Here is a 26280-nt window from a genome sequence, read left to right as displayed (position 1 = left end):
AAAACAAAAAAAACACTGTACACAACAAAGTATAAAAATAATTGCTACATTAGTCCTTAACCAAGAGGCGTTGCAATTTTGCTACATCTGATTTTCCTGCGGAAAATCCTCGCACGCAAAACCGCAACTATTCTTATACCGACCGTTATGTGCAATTAAAAAGAAACGTTTGAAATATTCATTTAAAATAATCGATTATACTATCACTAAAGATTTTTGGGAAAACAAAAAAGCCGAAATACTCTTTGAAAAATGGGAAATATTAAAAAAAATTGATGATAAACGTTTCATAGTATTTAAGGACAAAACAATAAATTTTGTTGATTTAAAAGGTAATGGAATCTGGAAAGATTCAATTAAATGTAACGGAACACCTAATTGTGCTAAAATCTCAAAGGACAGATTAATTCTCACAACAAATTCTGAAGACTATCATTCTTGGGGGCATTTAGGACCAGTTATACTAATTGATTTGAAAAGCGGAACAATTATTAAAGAACTAAAAGGAAGAAAAGCGGAATCTCTTAATAATGGAAATTTTCTACTTGGACTTGAAGGCTATGATGTTTTTAATACTTGGCTCTATGATAAAAATGGATTACTCTTAGATGAATGGAGAAGTTATGGTAATTATTTAATAATCGATGAAGATGTATTTGTTATTGAAGATGATAGAAACAGTCCTACTTCAGCTTATGTAACAAAATTATGCCCTAATGGAAAAATTGAAAACGGAAGAAAATTAAAAACTTCATCTTCTTCGAACCCTTTACTTTTAAGTGATGGAAATTTTATATTTGAAAACTCTGGAGAATTAAACATAATCAGTCCTAATTTAAAGGAAATTGAAAACTTTAAATTATTGAATTATAATGAAAGAGAATCTTGGCGTTTTTTTTCTAAAATATCAAGAGAAGAAAATATTTTAAACGTTAGTATTCTTGAACGTTCTAAAGAACCACCAATTGATTATAAAACACATAGATGGAAAATTGCGATTGAATAAATAACGGCACATAACACCATATATAATTTATTGCTAGTTCTAGCCTACTTACGAAAATTCTCTCGGATTTTCTATTCGGTTTTTATTTGCTAAATTACGTGCTTAACCACGCAACAAACCATATACAAACACGTTGATGAGTAATTGCCTACGGCACATAGAAACCGTGTTTTTCAAACACTCCCTTTTCTATTTATTACTCATCAACGTCAACTGTAAATCGAGCCTTATTTTATAGATATTGTGTATCTTTAGATTTCGATGTGAACTCCACACGAAACTAATCATAACAGCGTGTATAACTAATAAGGTGCAATTTATGGCTCTCCGTGAGACGCGCCTCACTACGCCATACACAAACACGTTGTATTGAATTCAACTAAAGCTTACTTATATTGCTCCTTTGTAGGCTGCGCTTCAACTCTCAACCAACAAAGACCTGATAAACCTTGCTCATCCTTGCGTTTTTATCCTAAAACGCAATTCATTGCTCTTTTACAAGTGTTTTTTTATTAAAAACATTCTTAAGTAAATATTGAACAGCATCTTCTTTGGTTAAAACAACTTTTCTTGTCTTTTTAATTTGAAGGGTGTTGATGCTAAATTCTTTTTGTAGTAATTCAAATAACAGCCTTTGCTCTTCTTTAGGAAGAGCTTTAGCTACTTGATATACTACCTCTGCATTCAATATTACTTTTGTTTCTTTAACTGAATAAAGTACAATAGTAATCAGTTTTAAAATTTAGATTTAAAGTTATGCTCAGTTACGTAAAGTTATGTAATCTTACGTAAAGATAAATTGCATCTAACCGCACTTTACTAGAAAATCGTTAAGGCCTTTTGCGTAAAATTGCGTTTTCTATCTTTAACTCACTTAAGAAAATCAAAAAATCATAAAATATTAAAAATCAACAACTTTAAACAGGGATAAACTATACAAAAAGCTTTTGCGCTTTTTTTGCGTTTAATAAAAACGCAATTTATTTTTATACTATGTTAAACTATTTTTTTTGCTAAACACGTTTTATAATAAGTATTGAATAGCTTCCTTTTTTATTAAGACTTCCTTCTTTTCTTTATTTAGAGAATTTGATTTATTGTAAAGTTTCTTTTGTAACATATCAAACAACAATCTTTGCTCTTCTATTGGAAGAGCTTCTGCTACTTGATATATCACACTTGCGTTCAATTGCGTTTTAATTCTGCATTAAAACACAATAGTAACACTTTGCAAATTATCGCTTTAGCGATAACTTAAGCTAACAAAGGATAACAGACAATAACCTACGATAAAGTACAATAAAGTAACTTACTTAAATAAAAACGAATAATCCTCTGGCAATTCTGCGTCAATATCTCGCAAATATTTTTCAAGAGCTGTAATAGTAGTATGCCCAGTAATTAATATTAATTTACTTTTAGTTTCAAATGGTGAGTTACTTTTACGCAATTCCCTATACAACTTTGTAATAAATGTATGTCTAAAACTATACAAACCATATTCATTACCTAACTTAAAATAGTCTTTAACCTTTTTAAACCTCTTAGTAAAATGATCTCTTTTATTTTCTTCTGCTATACTCCACTCTCCTCCTATTGCGTTTTGCGTAAATAAAAAAGACTTAGGGTCTTTATCAGATAAATCAGGTAATTGCTCAAGTAGTATCTCTGGAATGATTTTAATCTTTACTGGACTATTCTTTGCTTTTACATATAATTTTTTGTCCTTTATATCTATATCTTCCACTCTCAATCGACAAACCTCTATTGGACGCAAAAAATTATACGATATAAACTGAATAAACAATAAAAGTATTTTATCATTCGTCTCAATATACTCATATAAATCTTTTTGTAATTTAGGTGTATATGTCTTATTGCGTTTAGGAACTGATTTTAAAACGTTAATTTTTTTAATATAATTTTCTTGAATTATTTCATTATCCTCTAAAATCTGAAACAGAGAACTTATATCGGTTCTTGTATTGTTCCTATTTCTTGCGCTTGAATTTTGCAAAACTTCATTAAGGTATTCAATAACCAGCTTTTTATCTATAGCATTTATTGAACCTTTTCCATACCCCTTTGCATTTAACCATTTATCAAATCGTCTAATTCTACTTTTATACTTAGTAAACGAGCTTTGATTCATTAGTTTTTCCTTTAAACGCAATCCTAGTTCGAATGCCTTTACAAGCGATATTTCCTCAGTTTTATCAGTATTTTCTGAAATATTTTGCGCTTTTTGCGTTTTTTCTTGCGCTTTCTCAGAAACCGCAATTGTTCTTTTTATTTTAGTATTTGATTCCTCTTTACTAAACAATTGTGCTTCTAACTCTGAATTATCTTCATACGGACTAAAACCTGCTTGTAATAATTCCAGTAAAGCATTTTGCATAGTACGCAAAAACGCAATGCGTTCTCTTTTAGTTTTAAACTTATTAACGCCTGCTTTTATATACGGTTGTCTTTTTAATTTTTGTGTTCTCGGATCTCTGAAAGAATAATAAACAAACCAATCTTTATTTAAAGCTTCTTCTTTTTGCAATTTTGTTAGCTTAGACCACTCAGAAATTAACACTCCTCCTGTGTAAATTTTAGGGGTTGAAAAATTCAATTTCATATCAAAAACGTTTACGGTAGCGTTTACGGTTTGTAAAAGTAACGAAGTTATAGGCATAAAAAAACGGATTGTTCGTAAACAATCCGTTGATTTTAGTAGCTTTGAGCTTAGTAGCGGGAACAGGACTCGAACCTGTGACCTTCGGGTTATGAGCCCGACGAGCTGCCTACTGCTCTATCCCGCGATTTGCGGTTGCAAATATACATACTTTTCTTTGTTTTATCCAAATAAAACAGCATTTATTTTAAAAATATTTTTTAACCAACTCAATAACAAGCGTATAAAAAACAATGTTTCTTACTCAAAACAACCTATCTTTGCCACATGACACATAAAGCAGGATTTGTAAATATTATCGGGAACCCGAATGTGGGAAAATCAACCTTAATGAATGCATTGGTTGGTGAAAAATTATCTATCATTACCTCTAAAGCGCAAACTACAAGACATCGTATTTTAGGTATTGTAAATGGTGAGGATTATCAAATTGTGTTTTCAGACACTCCTGGAATTATAAAACCCGCCTATGAGTTACAAGAATCTATGATGGATTTTGTAAAATCTGCTTTTGAAGATGCCGACGTACTTATTTACATGGTAGAAGTAGGTGAAACTGAATTAAAAAATGAAGCTTTTTTCAACAAAATCATCAACAGCAAGATTCCTGTGATATTATTATTAAACAAAGTTGATAAATCTACTCAAGAAGAGGTTGAAGCAAAAATAGATTATTGGAAAAAGAAAGTTCCAAATTCATTTGTCTATGTAATTTCTGCTCTTGAAAAATTTAACGTTGATACTGTTTTTTATAAAATTATTGAACTTTTGCCTGAGTCACCTGCTTTTTACCCAAAAGATCAATTAACTGATAAACCTGAGCGCTTTTTTGTGAATGAGAAAATTCGTGAAAAAATTCTTCAACACTATAAAAAAGAAATTCCGTACTCGGTAGAAGTAGAAACTGAAAGCTTTGTTGAAGAAGATAATATTATCAAAATTCGTTCTGTTATTATGGTAGAACGCGAAACGCAAAAAGGAATTATCATCGGACACAAAGGAAGCGCAATTAAACGTGTTGGAACTGAAGCCCGAAAAGATCTTCAACAATTTTTTGATAAAAAGGTGTTCTTAGATTTACATGTAAAAATCAATAAAAACTGGCGTTCTAACGAACGTCAATTAAAAAGATTCGGATACAAAGATTAGCTTTCTTTAATAGTTTTTAGTAGCTTTTTAGTGTATTCTTTTAGTTCGTTCATTTGTTCTTTTCCGGTAGATTTACCTAAACTTCCAATTAAATAAAGGGTAATCCATACAATTGGTAACACCACTAACATTACTATTGGAAAGATACTTGTTTGTTTTAACGACCAGTTGCTGTATGCTACGATTCCAAAAATAACAAACGCTGTTCCTACCAAAAAGTGTAAAAACATAAAGAAAGTCCAAACCTGAGGTTTAGGTCCAAATAATCCCTTAATATGAGAGGTTGTTTCTGAAATTTTCTCAATTTCTAAATGCAGTTGAGGTGACCATATATGTGATTCTTTTTCAGGAACATCAACAACTACATGATTGTCTACAACTTTCATTTTATATTTTGAAACATCATTTAGATGCTTCTTTATTTCTTCAAGCAACGCCTCAGAATTCATCTGATAATCTAGCCGAAATCGAGGTTTTAAAAATATTTGATTATAGATTTTATCATCCATAATTAGTCAACTTCGTAGTTCAATTTCATTGTAATTGATGCTGTTTTTTCTTTTGATGAAGTGTTATAAGTTCCACCCCAAGAAAAATTTTCATTCGAATTTTGTCCTGTAATTTGAAAGATCCCCATTTTTGCTGAAATTAATCTCCCTAAATCCCCTCCAGAATTATCTGCTATTTTTTCAGCTCTAATTCGAGCGTCTTCTGTAGCTTTACTAATCATTTCAACTTTTAGATCTGCAAGCTTTGTGTAGTAATAACGTGGAGGTTGTGAATAAAACTGAATTCCTTTATTTAACAATTCGGTTATTTCTCTCGATATTTTCTCTACCTTTTCTACTTCTTTAGATTCTATTGTTAATGACTGCGTTAGGCGATACCCTAAAAATTCTTCACCTGTATATTTTCCATCCACATACTTAGCTCTGGTCTTATTGTGGCTAGTTACGGCATCAAACACCAACTCTTTTTCATTAATTCCTTTGGAAAATAAGTACTCTTTTATTTCCTTTTTATCTTTCTCTAACCCAATATAAGCTTCTTGTAAATTTGAATTTTCTTTTGAAAAAGAGCCTTCCCAAACAATTAAATCAGAAGTGAAATTTTCTTTACCCAAACCCGTTACCGAAATATTTCCTTGAGGTTTATTTCGGTTAATAATCGAATTCCCTAATAAATAAGCTGCTAAAACAATAGCAATACCAAAAATTATCGCTGATAAAGTGCTGTTTTTCATAATCAAAGTTTATTTTCGTTTAAAACTACAACAAAAATTGTAACCTTTAATTGTATCTTTGCACAAATTTTTTTTAAATGAGTATTATTGCGATTGTTGGGAGACCAAATGTAGGAAAGTCCACTTTATTTAACCGACTGGTAAAACGTCGTGAAGCGATTGTTGATTCTGTTAGTGGTGTAACTAGAGACAGACACTATGGAAAGTCTGAGTGGAACGGAAAAGAATTTTCTGTAATTGACACTGGTGGATATGTAATTGGTTCTGATGATATTTTTGAAGGAGAAATCCGCAAACAAGTTCAATTAGCTATTGATGAAGCAGATATTATTGTTTTTGTCGTTGATGTTGAACAAGGAATTACTCCTATGGATGCTGAAGTTGCAAAAATTTTACGTCAAGTAGAAAAGCCATTATTTATGGCAGTAAATAAGGTTGACAACGCAATGCGCGATGCTGATGCTGTTGAGTTTTACAATCTTGGTTTAGGAGAATACTATACCATTTCATCAATCAACGGGAGTGGAACTGGAGAATTATTAGATGCTATAGCAGAAGAAATCCCTGAACCATTAGAAGATGAATTAAAAGAAGACGAATTACCTCGTTTTGCAGTAGTTGGTCGACCAAATGCAGGAAAATCTTCATTCATTAACGCTTTAATTGGAGAAGACAGAAATATTGTAACCAATATTGCAGGAACTACTCGAGATTCTATTGACACAAAATACAATCGTTTTGGATTTGAATTTAATTTGGTAGATACCGCTGGAATCAGAAAAAAATCGAAAGTAAAAGAAGATTTAGAATTCTATTCGGTAATGCGTGCTGTTCGTGCAGTAGAACACTGTGATGTAGCTGTATTGGTTATTGATGCTACTCGCGGATTTGAAGGTCAGGATGAAAAAATATTTTGGTTAGCAGAAAAAAACCGAAAAGGAATTGTAATTTTAGTTAACAAGTGGGATTTAGTTGAAAAAGAAACAAACACAATGCGTGATTTTGAAGCTAAAATCCGACAAACAGTTGCTCCTTTTACCGATGTGCCAATTATTTTTATATCAGCATTAACAAAGCAGCGTATTTTTAAAGCTATTGAAACAGCTGTTGAAGTTTTTGAAAATAGAAAACGTCGTATTCAAACTAGTAAATTAAACGAAACGATGTTAGAAATTATGGAGCACAATCCGCCACCAGCAACTAAAGGTAAATTTATTAAAATTAAATACTGTATGCAGTTACCAACGCATACACCACAGTTTGCTTTTTTCGCAAACCTTCCACAGTATATTAGAGACCCATATAAACGTTATGTAGAAAACCAATTACGTGAACATTATAACTTTAATGGGGTTCCTATTAGCATCTATTTTAGGCAGAAATAAGTTTAACAATAATTAACAATACACAAAGTAGTTTTTTCATTTTATTTGTAGCTTTTTAAAATCAATTTGCTAGAAAAACAATGAAAAAACTACTTTTTATTTTTACTATCTTATTTACCAGTTCTATTTTTTCTCAATCATATCAATTTAAGATTACTGGTAAAATTCTATCTGAAAAAGAAAAAACAGCTATTGAAGCTGCCACTGTTCATATTGAAAGAGTAAAAGACAGCTCTATAGTTACTTACACAATAACAAACAGCAAGGGGAATTTTTCTTTAGAAGGAAAATCATTTGATAAGAATGTAAAACTGTTTGTTTCGTATGTAGGAACTGACAGCTATTCAAAATTAATTCAGTTAGATAAAACTCCAGTCCTTAATTTAGGAGATATTTTCCTTAAAGAAGAAAGTAATATTTTAAGCGAAGTAGTTGTACAATCTAGAGCTCCTATTACTATAAAAAAAGACACTTTAGAATTTAATGTAAAATCTTTTAAAACAAAAAAAGATGCAAATGTTGAAGATTTATTAAAAAAACTTCCAGGTGTAGAAGTAGATGAAGACGGTAAAATTACCGTAAACGGAAAAGAAGTTAACAAAATATTAGTTAACGGAAAACCTTTCTTTGGTAATGACCCTAGCATTACCACAAAAAACCTAACAAAAGATATTATTGAAAAAGTTCAAATTACTGACACCAAATCAAAATCAGAAGCTTTTACAGGTGAAAAAGGTGATGCAAACAACAAAACCATTAATTTAACTATTAAAAAAGAAAACAATAAAGGATGGTTTGGTAGAGTATCTGGTGGCGTGGGTACCGACAAGCGTTTTGAAGGAGCCACTATGGTAAATCGCTTTGACAACAACCAACGTTTTAGTGTACTGGCAAGCACAAACAATATAAACTCTCCTGGTTTTAGTTTTGGGGAGATTCAAAAAATGTTTGGCGGTGGCGGAAATATTTGGATCGGCAGCAACGGAAGTTTTGGTATTAACGGAAGACGATTTGGTGGAGGAAGCGGTATCGTTAAATCTCAAACTGCTGGCGCAACCTATGCTGATGAATACGGAAAAGGATTTGATGTAAATGCGAATTATTTTTATTCTGGAAGTTCATCAAACAACGAGTCAAAAAATAACAGAGAGTACACACTTCCTGATAGAAAATACTATTCAAACTCAACCACCACTTCAGATGATGAAAATCATAACCATAGTTTTCAAACGGATTTTGATATTGAAATAGACTCTACTTTGTTGGTTAACATTAACCCTAGTTTTATTTTCAACAAAAGAGAAGGAAGTACTAATAGAAATGAAGAAACTTTAAATGAAGATAATAATCTTACTAACAGTTTTAATAGTTCTACTTATTCGAAATCAGAAGCAAAAAACTTCAGAAATAAATTAGACATAACTAAAAAATTAGGAAGTAGCGGTTCTTTTATTAAAGCGTCAATTACGAATAATATTGAAAAAGAAGATACCGAAGAAGCTAATAAATCTATCATCGAGGTTTATGGCAGCTCTCCAAGCACAGAAAATAGAGATCAAAAAAGTACTATTAACAATGATTTAGTTGGATTAACAACTCGCTTAACGTACCGTTTTCCTATTATCTCAAAAAAATTCTTTTTAGACACTAAATATAGTTATCAAAGAGATGAAAGAGAAAACAAAGAAGACACCTACGATTTTGATACTACGACACAACAACACACAGCTTTTAACAGTAGTTTGAGCTCTGATTTTTCATATAATGATATTGTTAAAACTCCAGCATTAGAATTAATTTACAAAACAAAAAAATGGCGTTTTAACTTTGAAACTGGTTTTGTAAATAGAACTTTAGAGAATACTGACAAGTTGCGTCCTGATTTAAGTTTAAAAAAAGAGTTCAATAATTTAGATTTAGATGCTGGTTTTAGATATCAATTTGATTCAAAAGCATCTATTAATTTTGATTATAACCTACGAAACGATGCGCCAGGTATAAAACAAATTCAGCCTTTTTCTGATGTTACCAATCCTTCAAACATCATTACTGGTAATCCTAATCTAAAACCAACTCAAAGACACAGAGCATATGTTAATTTTAACAAATTTAACTGGCAAACACGTACTGGCTTCTGGTTATACATTAGTGCTAGTGCTTACCAAAACCAAGTGATTTCTAACACAATAATTAATAATGATTTAGTGAGAAATACCACTTACCAAAACAACGATGGCGGATACGATTTATGGAGTGGAGGTAGTTATACAAAAAAGTTAAAACTAGACTCTATAACCAGTATTAAATTTAGATTAGGAGGTAATTTAAGTGCTACTAAAAATTTCAATGTTTTAAACAACGTAAAAGAAGGAGCAAAAACAACTTCATTCAAACCAAATGCAGGAATTACTCTAGAATGGGATAAATATGCATCCATTGAAACTCGTTATGACATTGACTTCTCAAATACTAAGTACGATATAAACACAAATCAAAACCAAGATTTCATAAACCACTCATTACGCATTAGAACTAAAACAAATTTCCCAAAACAATTAGAATGGAGAAACGATGTTAGGTACACTTACAACCCTAATGTTATTGGATTTAACAAAACTTCATGGTTTTGGAATGCTACTCTAGCCTACTCTGTATTAAAAGATCAAGGAACAATTAGCTTAAAAGCATATGATTTACTTAACCAAAACACAAATGCTCAACGAAGAGCAACATCAAATTATGTTGAAGATTCTGAAAGCACAGTACTTCAACAATATTTTATGCTAGGTTTTAGCTGGAAGTTTAATAGCTTAGGAAAAAAAGGAAAAATTAGAAATTACGATTTTCACTTTTAACAAACACTAAAAAGCCTCTATTTAAGAGGCTTTTTTTATTCCGTTTTTGAAAGCATCAACTATTAAAACCGACTACCTACTAACAATTTTGTAAATTTGTAAGTAAAGGGAATTGTACTATGCAAATAAGGTATAACAATAGAGAAGATAAAATAGAGTTACCTGTTAAACTAACTATTAGTTTTGAAAAGGTATTTTCTATGTTTAAAAAATATGCTGATACTTCTTATGTAAATCATCCGTTTCATAAGTCTTCAATAGCAATGGTTAAACAACTTGAAAAATTTCCAGAATTAATTAACGGATTTTCTGATTTATCAATTCTTGAGAAACACAATGAAATAATAAGCTTATTGTTAAATCCTTTATTTCCAGAATTACTTCAGGAAAATGAGATTAAAGCTGTAAGTATTCCTTTTACCTTTACAACTTTTAAGCTTACTTCTCGTTTTGAGAAAATTTTACAAAATGCAGGAAATAATTATGACTTAACTGTTAGAAATTTTGAAGACAACAGCATGTATATTCATGCGTGTGCTTTAATTTTAGAACACGTTTACAACTATCCTGTCAATTTAAAACGCCCTTTCTTTTTTGATATTCCTGATACAACAACCAACACTATAAAAAATTATCGAGTTGCTTTTAATGCTGACTTTATGGAAATCAGTCCAACTTCAAAAGCGCCAAAAATTACAGAAGACGACATTAAAACTTTACTAGATAATTTTGATAATATTGACATTTGGAAAGAAAAATTCCCGCCAAACTCATACGAGTTTAAAGGTTTTGGTTTGATGAGTTTATTTGATGTAACTACTGATGAGCTTATCTCTGAAATTAGAACCAATTTATTAAGAAGAGACGATAATATTACTGAAATTTTACAAGAGAACTTCAGAAAGTTTTATAATATCCCAGATTTGTTATTCGGTTTTTCTGTATTTAATATTGATCACAACAACCTATCTTCTTCACGAATAAAAAAAGAAGACAGTGTTGTATTAAAATTTGAAGATGAGATTTCTTGTGGAGGATTGTTTTGCAATCATATTATAGATAAAATTTTTCTTACTCAAGATACAATTGCTATTTCTGACGTAGAAAAATACGGAGTAGTTACCCATCAAAACAGTTTTTACAAAAAATTAAAAGCTAAAAATATTGGAAGTATTATCCTGATTCCGATTAAAGCATCAAGCAACGAAGATATTGCTATTATTGAAATTGCTTCACCTAGAGCTTTTGAATTAAACTCTATAAATCAAAATAAATTACAAGATTTAACTCCTTTATTTAAAACTGCCATAGATCGTTTTACCGAAGAGCATCAAAATATTTTAGAAGCTACAATTCAAGAAAACTATACTTCAATTCACCCAACAGTAAAATGGCGATTTTATGAAGCTGCGGAAAAATACCACAGAGAAAACTTTGAAAAAAAGGAATCTGTAAAAATTGATGATATTGTTTTTCCTAACGTGTATCCATTATTTGGACAATCTGATATTAAAGGTTCTTCAATTGCCAGAAATAATGCTATAAAAGAAGATTTAACCACACAACTATCTTTAGCTATATCTGTGCTAAAAGAAGCTTGTAAATCAGAAATGCTTCCTATTTACAAAGAGCTTCGTTTTAGAGTTGAAGAATATTTACTTGAAGTAAAAAAAGGCTTAAAAGCAGGTGACGAAATAGGCATTTTAGATTTCTTAAAACGTGAAATCTACCCTGCTTTTAATCATATTAAAGAGGTTAACTCAGAGTTAGATACTTTGGTTAAAACTTACATGAATCGTTTAGATTCTCATTTACATGTGGTATACGAAAAGCGTAGAGATTATGAAAACAGCGTCACTCTAATAAACAATCAATTAGCTGCTTTTATAGATAAAAAACAAGAGGATGCTCAAAAAATGTTTCCGCACTATTTTGAACGCTATAAAACTGACGGAGTTGAATACAACATGTATATCGGTCAGTCATTAACTAGAGAAAAAAAATATGACGAATTGTATTTATACAATCTAAGGTTATGGCAACTGCAACTAATGTGTGAAATGGAAAATGTTGCACTACAAGCAACAAAAAACATGAATCACAAACTAAGAGTAGCTTCTCTAATTTTAGTACATAGCAATTCTTTAGCTATTAAGTTTAGAATGGACGAAAAGCAATTTGATGTTGATGGTGCTTACAATATTCGTTATGAAATAATTAAAAAACGTATAGACAAAGCTCATATTAAAGGAACTCAAGAACGTTTAACAGTTCCGGGTAAAATTGCCATTGTGTATTCTCAAGACAAAGATTATGACGAGTATTACAAATACATTAAGTACTTACAATCTAAAAACCTTTTAGGTAAAATAGAAAAATTAGAAATTGAAGATTTACAGGGAGTTTCTGGTTTAAAAGCTTTGCGTGTAGAAGTTGTTTATCAAAAAGAATTCAATACAGAAAAAACAATAACTATTGATGAATTAATTCAAGAATTCAACTAATGGAAAATCTCGAATTATACAAAGAAATTATAAGTCTATGTTCTGATATAGAATTGAAAGGAAAAAATATGCTCTATACTTCCGATAACGGACATATGTTTTCTCAACTGAATAAAGCTAGTGAAATTGGCATGCGTTTTTCTGAAAAAAGAAAAGAAGAACTACTCGAACAACTTAACACTACAGCTTTCACTTCTTATGGATCGATTATGAAAGGCTATGTGAAAATTCCTGAAACACATCTATCAAATATATCCGAATTAGTTTCTCTACTACAAGAGAGTCATAAATATGTTTTAAGTTTAGAACCAAAATAATTAATTGGCTTGCATTTTAAAAGCAACAGCAAAGGCTATAACACTTACCAAAATTCCAATCATAAAAACTGTGTAAGTAATTCGCAAGAGTTTGTATTTTCTATTTAAAACCAACCCTAAGAAATATAAATCCTTTGTTAAAGACCCATATAGGTAATCTCTATCTTGCATCATTTCATCCATTGCCCATTCAAAATCAGATAATTTCATTTGATGGAAGTTTCCAAAAAACAGCAAGTTTACTTTCTTGTTCGCTACATCTTCCTTTGTAAATTTTCCTTCAGTAACATTAGGTCTAGTTGCTAAAACTGATAATACAATTGATATTACTGTAAAAATCACAAAAATTATCGTGGGAATAATTAAATAATGATTTGACGGATTATCTAACTTCGGAATTAAAGTTGATAAAGTCATCGAAATAATAATTGCGTTTACTGAAAGTAAGATGTTCGCTTTAGTATCGGCAATATCACTAAGGGTTATATGATTTCGCATCGCCACACGAAACATTGTTTCTATCCCTCTTTCAGGCAATTCAACCTTATTCTTTTTATAAGCCAATTCTTCCTTTTTTTGTTTGAATTTAGCCGCTTCTTGTAATTGTTTTTGCTTTCTTTTTAATAGTTGAGCAATATTTTTACTCTTTTGCTTTTCCCAAAGTTTGGAAGCCTTCCCTGAATAAAATCTATGTTTAGTTAAAAACTCAAGATTTGATTCATCCCATTCTTCATCTTTAAATTTTTCGTTTTTCAACGTCTCCCATTCTTTTCTTAAAAGCTCTGTAAAATCAGCATAATTTTTACTCCCTACATGAGAACAATCCGCATCCTTTAAAATTTTCTCTAAATTATTTTTGGGTTGCATTCCCATTTTTGTAGAAGTAATTAAAGCCGCCACCTCGTCAATTACATCTTCTGACACCTTTTTATCTCGTAAAAAATTACCGCTGATTTTTATACTTTCATCTTCATGATTTTCAGGATTTATAGTATACCCAACATCATGAAACCACGCAGCTAATACCAAAACCTGTTTTTCATTTTCAGCTAATTCTTCTCCTTCAATTAACTCTAAAACTTTTTCTACCACTCGTTGAGTATGAGCAATGTTATGGTATACAAAGTTTTTATCTAATTTATCATTCAATAAATCAATTACATACTGTTCAGCTTCTTGCAATATACTATCCATAAAAAAGGTTTCTGCTAAAATAATAAATTATTCAGCAGTTTAATTTTTTACAAAAGAGTAAAAAACGTATTTTTAAAAAGAGATATTACAAAAATTAATGACACACGAATTTAAAGAAATTGTTCAACAAGCGATTGTTAATCAACAAAACGGAATACAAAATGTGCTAGTTACCGTTGTTGATTTAGACGGATCTTCCTACAGAAAACCTGGTGTTAGAATGTTGTTATCTTCTAACGGAAAAATGGTTGGAGCTATAAGTGGTGGTTGTGTTGAAAAGGAAATACAACGCAGAGCACAATCAGTTTTTGTTGATGGGAAATCAAAAATCATAACTTACGACGGTCGTTATCGCTTAGGTTGCGAAGGCATTTTATATGTTTTGCTAGAACCATTTTTTGTAACCCAACAGTTTGCTCATGCTTTCTCAAACCATTTAAACAAACACACTCCTTTTTCAATTCGTTCTCATTATAAAAAGCAAGATGAAGCTTTTGGTAATTTCGGTTCTACAATTCATTTTGAAAATGATTTAATGTTTACGTTTTTTGAAAAATTCCATCCTTCAGAAAACAATCAAGGCTTAGTTTTTGAACAAACTTTACAACCTTTATTTCGTTTGCTAATTATCGGTGGAGAACACGATGCTGTAAAATTAAGCCAACAAGCCACTTTGTTAGGTTGGCAAATTGATGTGATTACCTCAATTAAAGACCCTAAGCTGCTTTCAGATTTTCCAGGAGCAACATCAGTTATTGCGCAAACTCCCGAAACTGTTGAATTACCAACTTTAGACAGCAATACTGCAGTCGTGATTATGAATCATAATTTCACGTATGACTTACGCTGGTTAATTAAGCTTCAAGAGGAAAACCCTGTCTATATTGGAATTTTAGGTGCTGCCAAACGTAGAGGAAAACTACTTAATGAATTGTTTGAATTCGCTCCAGAAACCACAGATGATTTTTTAGAAAAAATACACACTCCTGCTGGATTAAATATTGGAGCTGAAACTCCTGAAGAAATTGCCTTATCAATTTTAGCGGAAATTCTATCAGTAATTCGTAATCAAGAAGTTTTTTCCTTAAAAAAGGTTAATGGTAAAATTCATAAGTAATGCAAAAAACAGCAATACTTATATTAGCCGCTGGTAGTTCTTCTCGCATGGGTAGCATCAAACAATTACTACCTTATAAAAACACTACTTTGTTAGGTTGGGCAACACAACAAGCTCAACAATCAATTGTAAAAAACATCTTTTGTGTATTAGGAGCTAATAAAGCAAAAATTGAAGAACAAATACCTAAAATTGAATTTATTTACAACAAAAATCACAAAGAAGGATTAAGTACTAGTATTGTATGCGGAGTTCAACATCTACTGCAAAAAGGCTTTGATAGTATTCTGTTTATGCTGGCGGATCAACCTCATGTCACCTTTCAATATTTAAATAATTTAGTTGAAACTTCGAAAAACCATCCTCACAAAATAATAGCATCATTTTATGAAGATACAATAGGTGTTCCTGCTGTTTTTCCTAAAAATTATTTTAATGATCTATTAAATTTAACAGGTGATAAAGGAGCAAAACAGCTATTTATTAAAAATGAAGCTGATGTTATCAAAATTAAACCTTCAGAAAATATAATCGATATTGACACTCCTGATGAGTATCAAAATTTGATAAATCAATAGTTTAAAATCCCGTATTTTTACATAATCAAATTACAATCAAATGAACTTTTTAAAGTTTTGTATATACCTAATTATAATTAGCATAGTTAGTGCTTGTGCATCCTATAAAGCTGAATACTCAGACGCAACAATTTCAAAAACGATTCAAACAAATAAAGAATTGGTGCATTCTTTTTACTTAATTGGAGATGCTGGTAATGCTGAAATGGATCAAACAATTCCGTCTTTAACTTATTTTGAAAAGGAATTAAGTAACGCTACTGAAAATTCTACCGCTATCTTTTTGGGTGATAATATTTATCCTTACGGAATGCCTAAAAAAGAAAGCAAAGAAAGGGCTTTGGCTGAACATCGATTACAAACTCAGATAAATGCTGTAAAAAACTTTAAAGGGAAACCTATTTTTATACCTGGAAACCATGATTGGTACAATGGTTTAAAAGGATTAAAACGTCAAGAAAAAATAGTTGAAAAAGCCTTAGGCAAAAACACTTTTTTACCTGAAGATGGTTGCGGTTTAAAAAAAGTTGATATTAACGATGACCTTACTTTAATTATTATTGATAGTCGTTGGTTTATTGCCGATTGGGATAAACACCCTACAATTAATGAAGATTGCGATATAAAAACTCGCGAGCGTTTTATTGATGAACTTTCAAGTTTATTTAAAAAGAACCGATATAAAAACGTAGTTATAGCTGTTCATCATCCACTATATAGTAACGGTCCTCATGGAGGGAGTTTTTCTGTAAAAGACCATATGAAACCTTTGCCCGTTTTAGGTACTTTTAAAAACGCTTTGCGTTCTCATGCTGGTATTCAAACTGATATTTTTAATAAAAACTATACTGATTTTATTGATAGAGTTCAGGCTATTTCAGCTGATTTTAGTAAAAATATCGTATTTGTTTCTGGTCATGAACACAACCTACAATACATCGAAAAAGATGGATTTAAACAAGTTATTAGTGGTTCTGGATCAAAACAATCTCCTGCTCTAATAGGATATGGAGCACAATTTACTTACGGGAATCATGGGTATGCAAAACTAAACTATTATAAAGATGGCTCCGCTATTATTGAATACTATGCAGCCAATACTAAAGATAAAAACAAGCTGTTATTTAGCAAAGAAATTGTTGCGCCAGTAAAGAAAAACAACTCTTTTAATTTCTCTGAATACGAAGAACACAAGCAGTTTGTAGAAACGTCAATTTATCCACCTGAAGCAACTGAAGTTAGCGATTTTCATAAATTCATGTGGGGTAACTTACATAGAGATAAATATGGTAAAACAATAAAAGTTCCCGTTTTGGAGCTTGAAAATGTTTTTGACGGATTAAAACCTATACGTCGTGGAGGAGGAAATCAAACCAATTCATTACGATTAGAAAATTCTGAGGGAAAGCAATTCGTATTGCGCTCAATGGTTAAAGACGGTAGTAGAATTATGGGAGGTGTTTTAAAAGGCACTTTTTTAATTGATGTTGTACAAGATATTTTTACCATGTCGCACCCATATGCTGCGTTTGTAGTTCCAGATATGGCAGAAGCTGTACAAATTTACCATACAAATCCAAAGTTGTATTACATGCCTAAACAACCTGCACTTGGGCAATACAACGATATTTTTGGTGGAGGTTTGTATTTATTAGAAGAACGTCCTGCTGGTGACAGAAGTGAGTTAGCTAATTTTGGAAACTCTAACAACATCATCAGTACTTTTGATGTGCTTGAGAAAATTAGAAAAAACGGCAAACACACTGTCGATCAAGAATGGGCAGTTCGTTCTCGTTTGTTTGATATGGTAATTGGTGATTGGGATAGACATGAAGATCAATGGCGTTGGGCTTCTTTTAAAACTGAAAATGGCAAAACCTACTATCGCCCAATTCCTAGAGATAGAGATCAACCTTTTTCTAAATTCGACGGAGTAATGATTCCGTTATTTAAACAATTTGCGCCGCTTGTAAAAAACATGCAAACTTTTGATTATGACATCAAAAATATGAAGTGGTACAATAATTATCCGCGTTTTTTCGATGCTGAATTTCTAAACCAACTCACACTAGAAGATTGGTACAAGCAAGCGGAATATATTCAACAACATTTAACCGATGAAGTAATTGAAAAAGCTATTCAGAAACTACCAAAAGCTATTTATGATATTGATGGAAAAGAAATCATTGCTAAGATTAAATCACGTAGAGATAACTTAAAAAATATTACCAAACGCTATTACACAAAACAGGCAAAAACAGTGTATGTGGTGGGAACTGATAAAGAGGATAAATTTATCATCACTCGCTTAAATGATAACGAAACCAATGTAACGGTTTTTAGAAAGGAAAACGAAATTTATAACCGTACTTTTAAAACGAAAGAAACGAAAGAAATTCAACTTTACGGGCTAAATGGTGATGATGAATTTTTAATTTCTGGTGATGTTGATAAAGGAATTTTATTACGAATTGTTGGCGGACAAAATCACGATATTTATACTGATAATTCTTCGGTTGCTGGATGGAGTAAAAAAACTAAAATCTACGATTTCAAATCAAAAAACAACACCATAAACAAAAGCAAAGAAACTGCCGATTTACGCTCAGATAGTTATTTTAAAAACACCTATAATCACAGAGATATTCACAACAACACAACAGTAGTAAACCCTAGTTTTGGAAGCAATCCTGATGACGGATTTTTCTTCGGTGCTTCTCTCACCTATACCAAACAAGGTTTTAAAAAACAACCTTTTGGTAGTCAACACATAATTTCAGCCAATTACTATGCAGCTACGAGTGGTTACGACATAGAATATAACGGTGAATTTACTGAACTTATCGGATCTTGGAGCTTACATTTATACGCAAAAGCTACCAGTGATAATTACTCTTTTAATTTCTTCGGATGGGGAAATGAAAGCACTTTCAATCAAGATTTAGATTATTACCGTGTTAAAAAAGAAGAGCGAAGTTTTTATCCTTCTTTATTAAAAAGATTACGCGGAGGAAGTATTTTTAAAATTTCAGGAATTTTTGAATCTATAGAAATTGAAGACACTCCTAACCGATTTATCAATAATTTTGATAACCAACCTACCGCAATTTTTAATAGAAATTATTTTTGGGGAGGAGAACTTAATTTTAATCACCTTAGAATTGATAATAGTAGTTTTCCTACCAAAGGAATGAACTTCGATATAACAGTAGGAGCCAAAGCCAATACGAATGATTTTGATCGTCGTTTTGGTTACCTAAAAAGTTCGTTGGCAATGTATCAAAACTTGGTATACAATCGCTCTTTAGTTTTTGCTTCGGAGGTAGGAACGCACATTAATATTGGTAATAGGTTTGAATTATACCAAGCTGCTACTTTAGGAGGTGACCGTAATTTACGTGGATTTAATCGCGAACGCTTTTCTGGAACCGAAAGCTTTTATCACAGTAACGATTTACGCTTACGTTTCGGAAGTATTCGAACAGGAATTATTCCTATGAAAATAGGTGTTTCTGGTGGATTTGATTACGGACGTGTTTGGTCTCCATATTCACAAAACTCTAAAAAATGGCATACTAGTTACGGTGGTTCACTTTGGTTAAGTGGTTTGGATATGTTTACCGCAAACGTTTCATATTTTAAAGGAAACTCACAAGAAGATAGAATTTCTTTAAGCTTTGGATTTAACTTTTAAAACAATAAAATGACACAACAAACTGTATTAATATTTGCTGCAATTTTTGGGCTGCTTTCAGTTCTCTTTGGTGCTTTCGGTGCTCATGCTTTAAAGAAAATTTTATCTGATGAACAGTTAAAATCATTCGAAACTGGAGTCAAATACCAAATTTATCACGCCTTAATTTTATTATTCATTGGAAGTCATTTTAAAAACCCTAATCTGCTAATGAGTTGGAGTTTTATTATTGGAATAATTTTATTTTCCTTTAGTATTTACGGGTTGGTATTGTCTGATGCCAAGGGTAATAAAATGAAGTTCTTGGGGCCAATTACCCCTTTGGGAGGACTACTATTGATTATTGGGTGGGTTTTATTATTGATAGAATTTATTGTGTAACCCCCTACCAACCTCCAGAAGCTCCACCGCCTCCGAAGCCTCCACCACCGAAGCCTCCGCCAAAACCACCACTTCCAAATCCGCCTGATGAACCACCAAAACCTCCTCCGAAGCCTCCGCTTCCAAATCCACCACGTCCAGCGTTACTTAAAATAATTGTTTCAAGAATATCTCTAGAATCGGTTCTTCTATAATTTCTTCTTCCACCTCCGCGGTTTCCTCTATTTCCGCTAGAAATTATGATAAAAAAAACTATAAGAATAATAATGAAGATGATAAATCCAAAGTTGATGTCGCTTGATTCTTTTCTACTCCCTTTGTATTCGCCTGCTAAAACTTCAAAAATTGCCGTTGTACCTTTATCGAGTCCTGCAAAATAGTTTCCTGTTTTAAATTCAGGAATCATTACTCTGTTAATAATTCTTTCGGCTAATAAGTCGGTAAGTATATATTCAACACCATATCCTGTAGAAATATCGATTTTTCTATCTTCAAGAGCGAGTAAAATAAAAACTCCATTATCTTTCTTCTCGCTTCCTCCTACTCCCCATTTATGAGCCCAATTTGTACCCACCAAAGAAATATCATCTCCTTTTAGTGTTTTTACTGTAGCTATAACAACTTGAGTAGATGTTGAGTCGGAATATTTTATCAGTTTTTGCTCTAAATACTGTTTTTCATGTGCTGAAAAAACTTTTCCGTAATCGTAAACACTAGTTTGAAATTTTGGTACTTCAGGAATTGTAAATCCACTTTGAGCAACTCCTTTACTTACCAAGAAAAAGAGAAAAACAAAAAGTATATTTTTAGAAGACTTAAAAAGTTTTTTCATAGAACTATCCTTTTGAAATTTCGTTAGACAATTCGTCTTCATCTTCTATATGCCAAGGAAAATGTTCACGCAATTCTTCTCCTGCTTTTAGAACACCATCAATAATTCCTTTTTTAAAATCTCCATGTTGAAACTGGATTTGCATAGCATTTTTTGTTGTATCCCAAAAATCAGTAGGAACTACAGCATCAATTCCTTTATCACCATAAATTACAAATTTATGGTCTTCAACAGCAATATAAATTAATACCGCATTTTGAGCTGCGGTATTAAACATTTTTAGCATTTGAAATACTTCTAGCGCACGGTTATAATGAGATATTTTGCAAGTTTTCTCAATATGCACACGTATTTCACCAGAAGTATTTCGTTCAGCTTGTCGTATAGCTTGAACAATTTCTAATTCTTCTTCTGAAGTTAAAAAATCTTCAACTAACGACATTATTTTTTCATATAATCGTTAACATCTGGAGCTTTATCAGTTCCTTCTTCAGCCTTAAAACGCTCTTTCTTTTCGAAGTTAAACACACCTGCTAAGATATTTCCAGGAAACTGACGAATATGGTTGTTATACGGAGTAATTTCTTCGTTAAAACGATCGCGCTCAACCTTAATTCTATTCTCTGTACGTTCTAATTCGTTCATCATTTCTTTATAGTTTTCGTTCGCTTTTAATTCTGGGTAACGCTCAAAAACTGCTAATAAACGAGATAATGCAGAAGTTAATCCGCTTTGCGCTTGTTGAAATTGCTGTAATTGTTCTGGTGTAATATTACTCGGGTCAATCTGAATGCTTGTAGCTTTAGAACGTGCTTCAGTTACCTTGGTAAATGTTTCTTGTTCGTACTCAGCATAACGCTCTGCAACTTTCATTAAATTAGGAATAAGATCCGCTCTTCGTTGATATGCACTTTCTACCTTAGACCATTGCTCACCAATTTTTTCTTCTAATTCAATGGCTGTATTATAAAACCCTTTAACCCAACCGTAAATTCCAAAACCTAACACAGCAAGGATAATTATAGGAAGTAGTTTTTTCATAATTTTTGATTTTTTGTGATTATAATTGATTTTTGATTTTTATTAATTCAGCTTTCACTGCTTCTAATCTACTAATTATTTCCTGATTACTAAATACCTTTTCTGGGTTTTTCTTTAGTTTTTGCTTCGCTCCATCTAAAGTAAAACCTCTTTCTTTTACTAAATTGTAGATGATTTTAAAGTTTTTTACATCTTCTTGGGTAAATAATCGATCTCCTTTTGCATTCTTTTTCGGGTTGATGATTTCAAACTCTTTATCCCAAAATCGAATTAAAGAACTGTTTACACCAAAAGCTTTGGCTACTTCTCCAATTTTATAGTATCGTTTGTCAGGTAAGTCTATGTACATTTTTCACAGCTTCTAATACATTAGTCGTACGACTGTCCTTTTTGTTGCGAAGCTTTTTGCATAGCTACAAATTCTTCAGGAGTTAAATCTCCGTAGTAATAATAAATAGGGTTTACTGGTCTACCATTTTTATGCACCTCATAATGCAAGTGTGGCGCAGCCGAACGTCCTGTATTTCCTACATAACCAATTAAATCTCCTCGTTTAACTTTTTGCCCTCTTTTAGCAATGATTTTACTCATGTGTGCGTAAATAGTTTCGTAACCATAATCATGATCTATATAAACTACTTTACCAAAAGTTGAACTTCTATGCGCTTTTTTTATAGTACCATTCCCCGATGCAAAAATTGGTGTACCTGTTGGTGCAGTAAAATCCATACCGTTGTGCATTCTCCATGATTTTAAAATAGGATGTAAACGCATACCGTAACCAGAAGCCATACGTTTTAAGTCTTCGTTTTTTACAGGTTGAATCGCAGGTATAGATGCTAACATCTTTTCTTTTTCCTTAGCTAAATCAACAATTTCATCCAACGATTTAGATTGAACAACCATCTGTTTTGATAATATATCTAGCTCTTTAGTAACTTCTTTTACCATAGAACTATTATCAAAACCATCTAAATGCTTATACCTATTCACTCCACCAAAACCAGCTTTTCTTTGCTCTTCTGGTATCGGACTTGCTTCAAAATACGTTCTGTAAATATTATTATCTCTTTCTTGAAGTTCAGCTAAAATTTCTGAGCTTTCTTTCATTCTTTTTGAAAGTAACTCATAATGCAGCTTTAAGTTTTCCAACTCTCTTTTTTGTGTACGCTCTTTTGGAGACATTAAAAATTGACTGAATCCTATAAACCCAAAAAAAGCAATTAATAAAAAACTTACTAATCCAAAAAAAGCTTTCTTGTATTTTTCGCCTCTTTTAACTTGTATCTTTCTATACGATAAAGTCTCTGGATCGTAATAATATTTTACTTTTGCCATAATGCTAAATGTACTATTTTTGTGCTTTTTAAATTAGCATCCTAATACGGATGTTTGATTTGGAAACTCACAAATTTACAAAATCTTTTAAAACTTCTTTTTACAAGCGGTTTTTTAAACATATTTTAACAAAATAAGATACCTAGAGTTGTATGAAATCTCAAGATATTAGAACTAAATTTTTAGATTTTTTTAAATCAAAACAACACGATATTGTTCCGTCTGCACCCATGGTGTTAAAGAACGATCCAACGCTAATGTTTACCAACTCTGGTATGGCACCTTTTAAAGAATTCTTTTTAGGGAATGCCGATCCAAAAAACTCAAGAATTTCTGATTCTCAAAAATGTTTACGTGTTTCTGGTAAACACAACGACTTAGAAGAAGTAGGTTACGATACTTATCACCACACCATGTTTGAAATGTTAGGAAACTGGAGTTTTGGTGATTATTTCAAAAAAGAAGCAATTGCTTGGGCTTGGGAATTATTAACCGAAGTATACAAGATAGATAAAGACATTTTATACGTAACCATTTTTGAAGGTGATAAAGAAGACGGTACTCAAATGGACCAAGAAGCATACGATATTTGGAAACAATACATTTCTGAAGATCGTATTTTAATGGGAAATAAAAAAGATAACTTTTGGGAAATGGGTGATCAAGGACCTTGCGGACCTTGTTCTGAAATTCACGTTGATATTCGTTCTGCTGAAGAAAAAGCAAAGATTGATGGTAAATCGTTAGTTAACGAAGATCACCCACAAGTTGTTGAGATTTGGAACTTAGTTTTCATGCAATACAACCGTAAAGCAAATGGTTCGTTAGAAGAACTTCCTGCAAAACATATTGATACAGGTATGGGATTTGAACGTTTATGTATGGTTTTACAAGGCGTACAATCTAACTACGACACCGATGTATTTACTCCGTTAATTCGTGAAATTGAAACTATAACTGGGGTTGAATACGGAAACGATGAAAAAGTAGATATTGCTATTCGAGTAATTGCAGATCACGTAAGAGCAGTTGCTTTTGCTATTGCCGATGGTCAATTACCAAGTAACAACGGTGCGGGATATGTTATCCGTAGAATTTTACGTCGTGCTATTCGTTACGGATTCACCTTTTTAAATAAAAAAGAGCCGTTTATTTATAAACTTGCTGAAACATTGTCGCATCAAATGGGGAATGCTTTTCCTGAAATTAGAAAACAAGACACTTTAGTGCACAATGTAATTAAAGAAGAAGAAGCTTCTTTCTTACGCACGTTAGATCAAGGATTGTTACTATTAGACAAAGTGGTTGAAGAAACTTCAGGTAAAACCATTTCTGGATCAAAAGCTTTTGAACTATACGATACTTACGGATTTCCACTAGATTTAACACAGTTAATCGCTCGTGAAAAAGGATTCGATATTAATGAAGAAGAGTTTAATGCAGATATGAAAGCTCAAAAAGAACGTTCTCGTGCAGCTTCTGCAAGTGAAACTGGAGATTGGAATGTTTTAGTTGAAGATGAAGTTGAAGAATTTGTAGGTTACGATACCTTAAGCGTTGATGTAAAATTAACGCGCTACAGAAAAGTAACTACCAAAAAAGATGGAGATCAATACCAATTAGTTTTTAACATGACTCCGTTTTACCCAGAAGGTGGTGGACAAGTTGGTGATAAAGGATATATTGAAGCTCCGAACGGTGATGTTATTTATGTGATTGATACTAAAAAGGAAAACAACGTAATTATTCATTTTACGAAGAATTTACCAAAAAATTTAAACGACACCTTTAAAGCTGTGGTAAATGATGAGTTTAGACGTTTATCGGCTAGTAATCACTCGGCAACTCACTTATTACATCAAGCGTTACGAACTATTTTAGGTGAGCATGTTGAGCAAAAAGGATCGTTAGTAAATCCTAATTATTTACGTTTCGATTTTTCGCACTTTTCAAAAGTAGAGAACGATCAACTACAAGAAATTGAAGAATTTGTAAACGCTCGTATTCGTGAAAATCTTCCGTTAGTTGAAAAAAGAAACATACCAATGCAACAAGCTATTGACGAAGGTGCTTTAGCATTATTTGGCGAGAAATACGGTGATAGCGTTCGTGCTATCCGTTTTGGACAATCGATGGAATTATGTGGTGGAACACACGTACAACAAACCGGAGATATTTGGTATTTTAAAATAAAATCGGAAGGAGCTGTAGCTGCAGGTATTCGTCGTATCGAAGCAATTACCAATATTGCTGTGGGTGATTATTTTGAAGATATTGAGCGTAATTTCAACTCGGTAAAACAACTATTAAAAAATCCGAAGGACATTACTAAATCGGTAAGTAGTTTACAAGATGAAAATACTGCGTTAAAAAAACAAATTGAGCAGTTGTTAAAAGACAAAGCTAAAAACATGAAAGGTGAACTTAAAAACCAATTACAAGAAATAAATGGCGTTCAGTTTTTAGCTACAAAAGTAGATTTAGACCAAAACAGTATTAAAAACTTGATGTTTGAACTTGGTGGTGAAACAAACAACTTATTCTTATTATTTGCTACTTCAGAATCTCCTGAAAAAGCGATGTTAACTTGTTATATTTCTAAAGAATTAGCAAACGAACGTGGTTATGATGCTGGAAAAGTAGTTAGAGAATTAGGAAAATACATTCACGGTGGTGGTGGTGGACAAAATTTCTTTGCTACTGCTGGTGGAAAAAACCCAGGTGGTTTACCAAAGGTTTTAGACAAAGCTAAAGAGTATGTAGTTTAATACACATAAAGGTTTTTTTAACAACCGTCATTACGAGTAAAGAGAAGCTATCTTTTTTAAGATTACTTCGAAATTAAAATTTCTCGTAATGACGGTTGTTTTTTTATCTCAAAAATTTAGTTTGATTCTTAAACTTTAAAGCGATAACTTCGCTATCGGACGATATCAGTTCATTAAAACGACGGATATCTTAACCGT

General features: G+C 31.8%; 20 protein-coding genes, 1 tRNA gene and 1 pseudogene. 11 read left to right on the top strand and 11 right to left on the bottom strand.

Going from position 1 to position 26280, the window contains the following annotated elements; all coding sequences use genetic code 11:
• The first annotated feature begins 169 nt into the window (after positions 1-169).
• Positions 170-1006 (top strand): hypothetical protein, encoded by an 837-nt coding sequence (locus ACKTST_RS01960; protein WP_408046114.1) that lies wholly within the window; start codon positions 170-172, stop codon positions 1004-1006.
• Positions 1007-1490: 484 nt separating this feature from the next.
• Here the strand turns inward: ACKTST_RS01960 and ACKTST_RS01955 are convergent, their stop codons facing one another.
• The 3 genes from ACKTST_RS01955 to ACKTST_RS01945 form a co-directional block, all read right to left on the bottom strand.
• On the bottom strand, positions 1491-1694 hold the full coding sequence (locus tag ACKTST_RS01955) for a hypothetical protein (RefSeq protein ID WP_408046113.1): 204 nt from the start codon (positions 1692-1694) through the stop codon (positions 1491-1493).
• A 621-nt stretch (positions 1695-2315) separates the two neighbouring features.
• Positions 2316-3629 (bottom strand): tyrosine-type recombinase/integrase, encoded by a 1314-nt coding sequence (locus tag ACKTST_RS01950; RefSeq protein ID WP_408046112.1) that lies wholly within the window; start codon positions 3627-3629, stop codon positions 2316-2318.
• A gap of 111 nt (positions 3630-3740) precedes the next feature.
• Positions 3741-3813, bottom strand: a tRNA-Met gene (locus ACKTST_RS01945).
• A gap of 131 nt (positions 3814-3944) precedes the next feature.
• On the opposite strand from ACKTST_RS01945, the pseudogene era reads away from it, so the two are divergent.
• Positions 3945-4835: pseudogene (gene era / locus ACKTST_RS01940) on the top strand (GTPase Era); the annotation flags it as partial.
• Here era and ACKTST_RS01935 read toward each other — a convergent pair.
• Both ACKTST_RS01935 and ACKTST_RS01930 read right to left on the bottom strand, forming a co-directional pair.
• Complete coding sequence (locus tag ACKTST_RS01935) at positions 4832-5344, bottom strand: GTP-binding protein (RefSeq protein WP_408046111.1); 513 nt, start codon at positions 5342-5344, stop codon at positions 4832-4834. The pseudogene era and the gene ACKTST_RS01935 overlap by 4 nt on opposite strands.
• Before the next feature lie 2 nt (positions 5345-5346).
• Positions 5347-6078 (bottom strand): SIMPL domain-containing protein, encoded by a 732-nt coding sequence (locus ACKTST_RS01930; RefSeq protein WP_408046110.1) that lies wholly within the window; start codon positions 6076-6078, stop codon positions 5347-5349.
• A 77-nt stretch (positions 6079-6155) separates the two neighbouring features.
• On the opposite strand from ACKTST_RS01930, the gene der reads away from it, so the two are divergent.
• The 4 genes from der (at position 6156) to ACKTST_RS01910 (ending at position 13139) form a co-directional block, all read left to right on the top strand.
• Complete coding sequence (der, locus tag ACKTST_RS01925; RefSeq protein WP_408046109.1) at positions 6156-7463, top strand: ribosome biogenesis GTPase Der; 1308 nt, start codon at positions 6156-6158, stop codon at positions 7461-7463.
• Positions 7464-7543: 80 nt separating this feature from the next.
• Positions 7544-10318 (top strand): outer membrane beta-barrel protein, encoded by a 2775-nt coding sequence (locus tag ACKTST_RS01920; protein ID WP_408046108.1) that lies wholly within the window; start codon positions 7544-7546, stop codon positions 10316-10318.
• A gap of 119 nt (positions 10319-10437) precedes the next feature.
• Entirely contained in the window at positions 10438-12822 is a 2385-nt protein-coding gene (locus tag ACKTST_RS01915; protein ID WP_408046107.1) for a GAF domain-containing protein, read from the top strand.
• A complete protein-coding gene (locus ACKTST_RS01910; protein WP_408046106.1) occupies positions 12822-13139 on the top strand; it encodes a hypothetical protein in 318 nt (105 codons plus the stop codon). The genes ACKTST_RS01915 and ACKTST_RS01910 overlap by 1 nt, the downstream gene beginning before the upstream one ends.
• Here ACKTST_RS01910 and ACKTST_RS01905 read toward each other — a convergent pair whose 3' ends face one another.
• Positions 13140-14333 carry a Pycsar system effector family protein gene (locus tag ACKTST_RS01905; protein ID WP_408046105.1) on the bottom strand — a complete coding sequence of 398 codons (1194 nt, stop codon included), beginning with the start codon at positions 14331-14333 and terminating at the stop codon, positions 13140-13142.
• A 97-nt stretch (positions 14334-14430) separates the two neighbouring features.
• On the opposite strand from ACKTST_RS01905, the gene ACKTST_RS01900 reads away from it, so the two are divergent.
• The 4 genes from ACKTST_RS01900 to ACKTST_RS01885 are packed head-to-tail and all read left to right on the top strand — an operon-like array spanning position 14431 to position 20103.
• A complete protein-coding gene (locus ACKTST_RS01900; RefSeq protein ID WP_408046104.1) occupies positions 14431-15450 on the top strand; it encodes an XdhC family protein in 1020 nt (339 codons plus the stop codon).
• Positions 15450-16028: a nucleotidyltransferase family protein gene (locus ACKTST_RS01895; protein ID WP_408046103.1), complete on the top strand. Its 579-nt coding sequence runs from the start codon at positions 15450-15452 to the stop codon at positions 16026-16028. The genes ACKTST_RS01900 and ACKTST_RS01895 overlap by 1 nt, the downstream gene beginning before the upstream one ends.
• Before the next feature lie 40 nt (positions 16029-16068).
• Positions 16069-19722 carry a ShlB/FhaC/HecB family hemolysin secretion/activation protein gene (locus tag ACKTST_RS01890; protein ID WP_408046102.1) on the top strand — a complete coding sequence of 1218 codons (3654 nt, stop codon included), beginning with the start codon at positions 16069-16071 and terminating at the stop codon, positions 19720-19722.
• A gap of 9 nt (positions 19723-19731) precedes the next feature.
• Positions 19732-20103, top strand: coding sequence for a DUF423 domain-containing protein (locus tag ACKTST_RS01885; protein WP_408046101.1), 372 nt, complete (start codon positions 19732-19734; stop codon positions 20101-20103).
• A gap of 4 nt (positions 20104-20107) precedes the next feature.
• Here ACKTST_RS01885 and ACKTST_RS01880 read toward each other — a convergent pair whose 3' ends face one another.
• Genes ACKTST_RS01880 through ACKTST_RS01860 form a run of 5 tightly spaced genes read right to left on the bottom strand, consistent with a single transcriptional unit; the run spans position 20108 to position 23314 of the window.
• Positions 20108-20935, bottom strand: coding sequence for a TPM domain-containing protein (locus ACKTST_RS01880; RefSeq protein ID WP_408046100.1), 828 nt, complete (start codon positions 20933-20935; stop codon positions 20108-20110).
• Between the two features lie 4 nt (positions 20936-20939).
• Positions 20940-21377: a TPM domain-containing protein gene (locus ACKTST_RS01875; RefSeq protein ID WP_408046099.1), complete on the bottom strand. Its 438-nt coding sequence runs from the start codon at positions 21375-21377 to the stop codon at positions 20940-20942.
• Positions 21377-21976, bottom strand: coding sequence for a LemA family protein (locus ACKTST_RS01870; protein WP_408046098.1), 600 nt, complete (start codon positions 21974-21976; stop codon positions 21377-21379). The genes ACKTST_RS01875 and ACKTST_RS01870 overlap by 1 nt, the downstream gene beginning before the upstream one ends.
• A 19-nt stretch (positions 21977-21995) precedes the next feature.
• The gene (locus tag ACKTST_RS01865; protein ID WP_408046097.1) at positions 21996-22325 is read right to left on the bottom strand and encodes a MerR family transcriptional regulator; all 330 of its coding nucleotides are present in this window, start codon (positions 22323-22325) and stop codon (positions 21996-21998) included.
• 20 nt (positions 22326-22345) lie between these two features.
• Complete coding sequence (locus tag ACKTST_RS01860) at positions 22346-23314, bottom strand: M23 family metallopeptidase (RefSeq protein WP_408046096.1); 969 nt, start codon at positions 23312-23314, stop codon at positions 22346-22348.
• 152 nt (positions 23315-23466) lie between these two features.
• Here ACKTST_RS01860 and alaS point away from each other — a divergent pair, with 152 nt between their 5' ends.
• Positions 23467-26082 carry an alanine--tRNA ligase gene (gene alaS / locus ACKTST_RS01855; protein WP_408046095.1) on the top strand — a complete coding sequence of 872 codons (2616 nt, stop codon included), beginning with the start codon at positions 23467-23469 and terminating at the stop codon, positions 26080-26082.
• Positions 26083-26280: the final 198 nt, after the last annotated feature.

Origin of the sequence: Tenacibaculum crassostreae, assembly GCF_964512405.1 — a bacterium.
Classification (GTDB): Bacteria; Bacteroidota; Bacteroidia; order Flavobacteriales; family Flavobacteriaceae; genus Polaribacter; species Polaribacter crassostreae.
The sequence above is the reverse complement of the archived record's forward strand: the minus strand, read 5'-3'. Positions and strand labels throughout refer to the sequence as shown.

Coding starts and splice junctions, on each gene's coding strand:
- ACKTST_RS01950 (WP_408046112.1), bottom strand. CDS start 3,629: ATGAAATTGAATTTTTCAACCCCTAAAATTTACACAGGAGGAGTGTTA.
- ACKTST_RS01935 (WP_408046111.1), bottom strand. CDS start 5,344: ATGGATGATAAAATCTATAATCAAATATTTTTAAAACCTCGATTTCGG.
- ACKTST_RS01930 (WP_408046110.1), bottom strand. CDS start 6,078: ATGAAAAACAGCACTTTATCAGCGATAATTTTTGGTATTGCTATTGTT.
- der (WP_408046109.1), top strand. CDS start 6,156: ATGAGTATTATTGCGATTGTTGGGAGACCAAATGTAGGAAAGTCCACT.
- ACKTST_RS01920 (WP_408046108.1), top strand. CDS start 7,544: ATGAAAAAACTACTTTTTATTTTTACTATCTTATTTACCAGTTCTATT.
- ACKTST_RS01915 (WP_408046107.1), top strand. CDS start 10,438: ATGCAAATAAGGTATAACAATAGAGAAGATAAAATAGAGTTACCTGTT.
- ACKTST_RS01910 (WP_408046106.1), top strand. CDS start 12,822: ATGGAAAATCTCGAATTATACAAAGAAATTATAAGTCTATGTTCTGAT.
- ACKTST_RS01905 (WP_408046105.1), bottom strand. CDS start 14,333: ATGGATAGTATATTGCAAGAAGCTGAACAGTATGTAATTGATTTATTG.
- ACKTST_RS01900 (WP_408046104.1), top strand. CDS start 14,431: ATGACACACGAATTTAAAGAAATTGTTCAACAAGCGATTGTTAATCAA.
- ACKTST_RS01895 (WP_408046103.1), top strand. CDS start 15,450: ATGCAAAAAACAGCAATACTTATATTAGCCGCTGGTAGTTCTTCTCGC.
- ACKTST_RS01890 (WP_408046102.1), top strand. CDS start 16,069: ATGAACTTTTTAAAGTTTTGTATATACCTAATTATAATTAGCATAGTT.
- ACKTST_RS01885 (WP_408046101.1), top strand. CDS start 19,732: ATGACACAACAAACTGTATTAATATTTGCTGCAATTTTTGGGCTGCTT.
- ACKTST_RS01880 (WP_408046100.1), bottom strand. CDS start 20,935: ATGAAAAAACTTTTTAAGTCTTCTAAAAATATACTTTTTGTTTTTCTC.
- ACKTST_RS01875 (WP_408046099.1), bottom strand. CDS start 21,377: ATGTCGTTAGTTGAAGATTTTTTAACTTCAGAAGAAGAATTAGAAATT.
- ACKTST_RS01870 (WP_408046098.1), bottom strand. CDS start 21,976: ATGAAAAAACTACTTCCTATAATTATCCTTGCTGTGTTAGGTTTTGGA.
- ACKTST_RS01865 (WP_408046097.1), bottom strand. CDS start 22,325: ATGTACATAGACTTACCTGACAAACGATACTATAAAATTGGAGAAGTA.
- ACKTST_RS01860 (WP_408046096.1), bottom strand. CDS start 23,314: ATGGCAAAAGTAAAATATTATTACGATCCAGAGACTTTATCGTATAGA.
- alaS (WP_408046095.1), top strand. CDS start 23,467: ATGAAATCTCAAGATATTAGAACTAAATTTTTAGATTTTTTTAAATCA.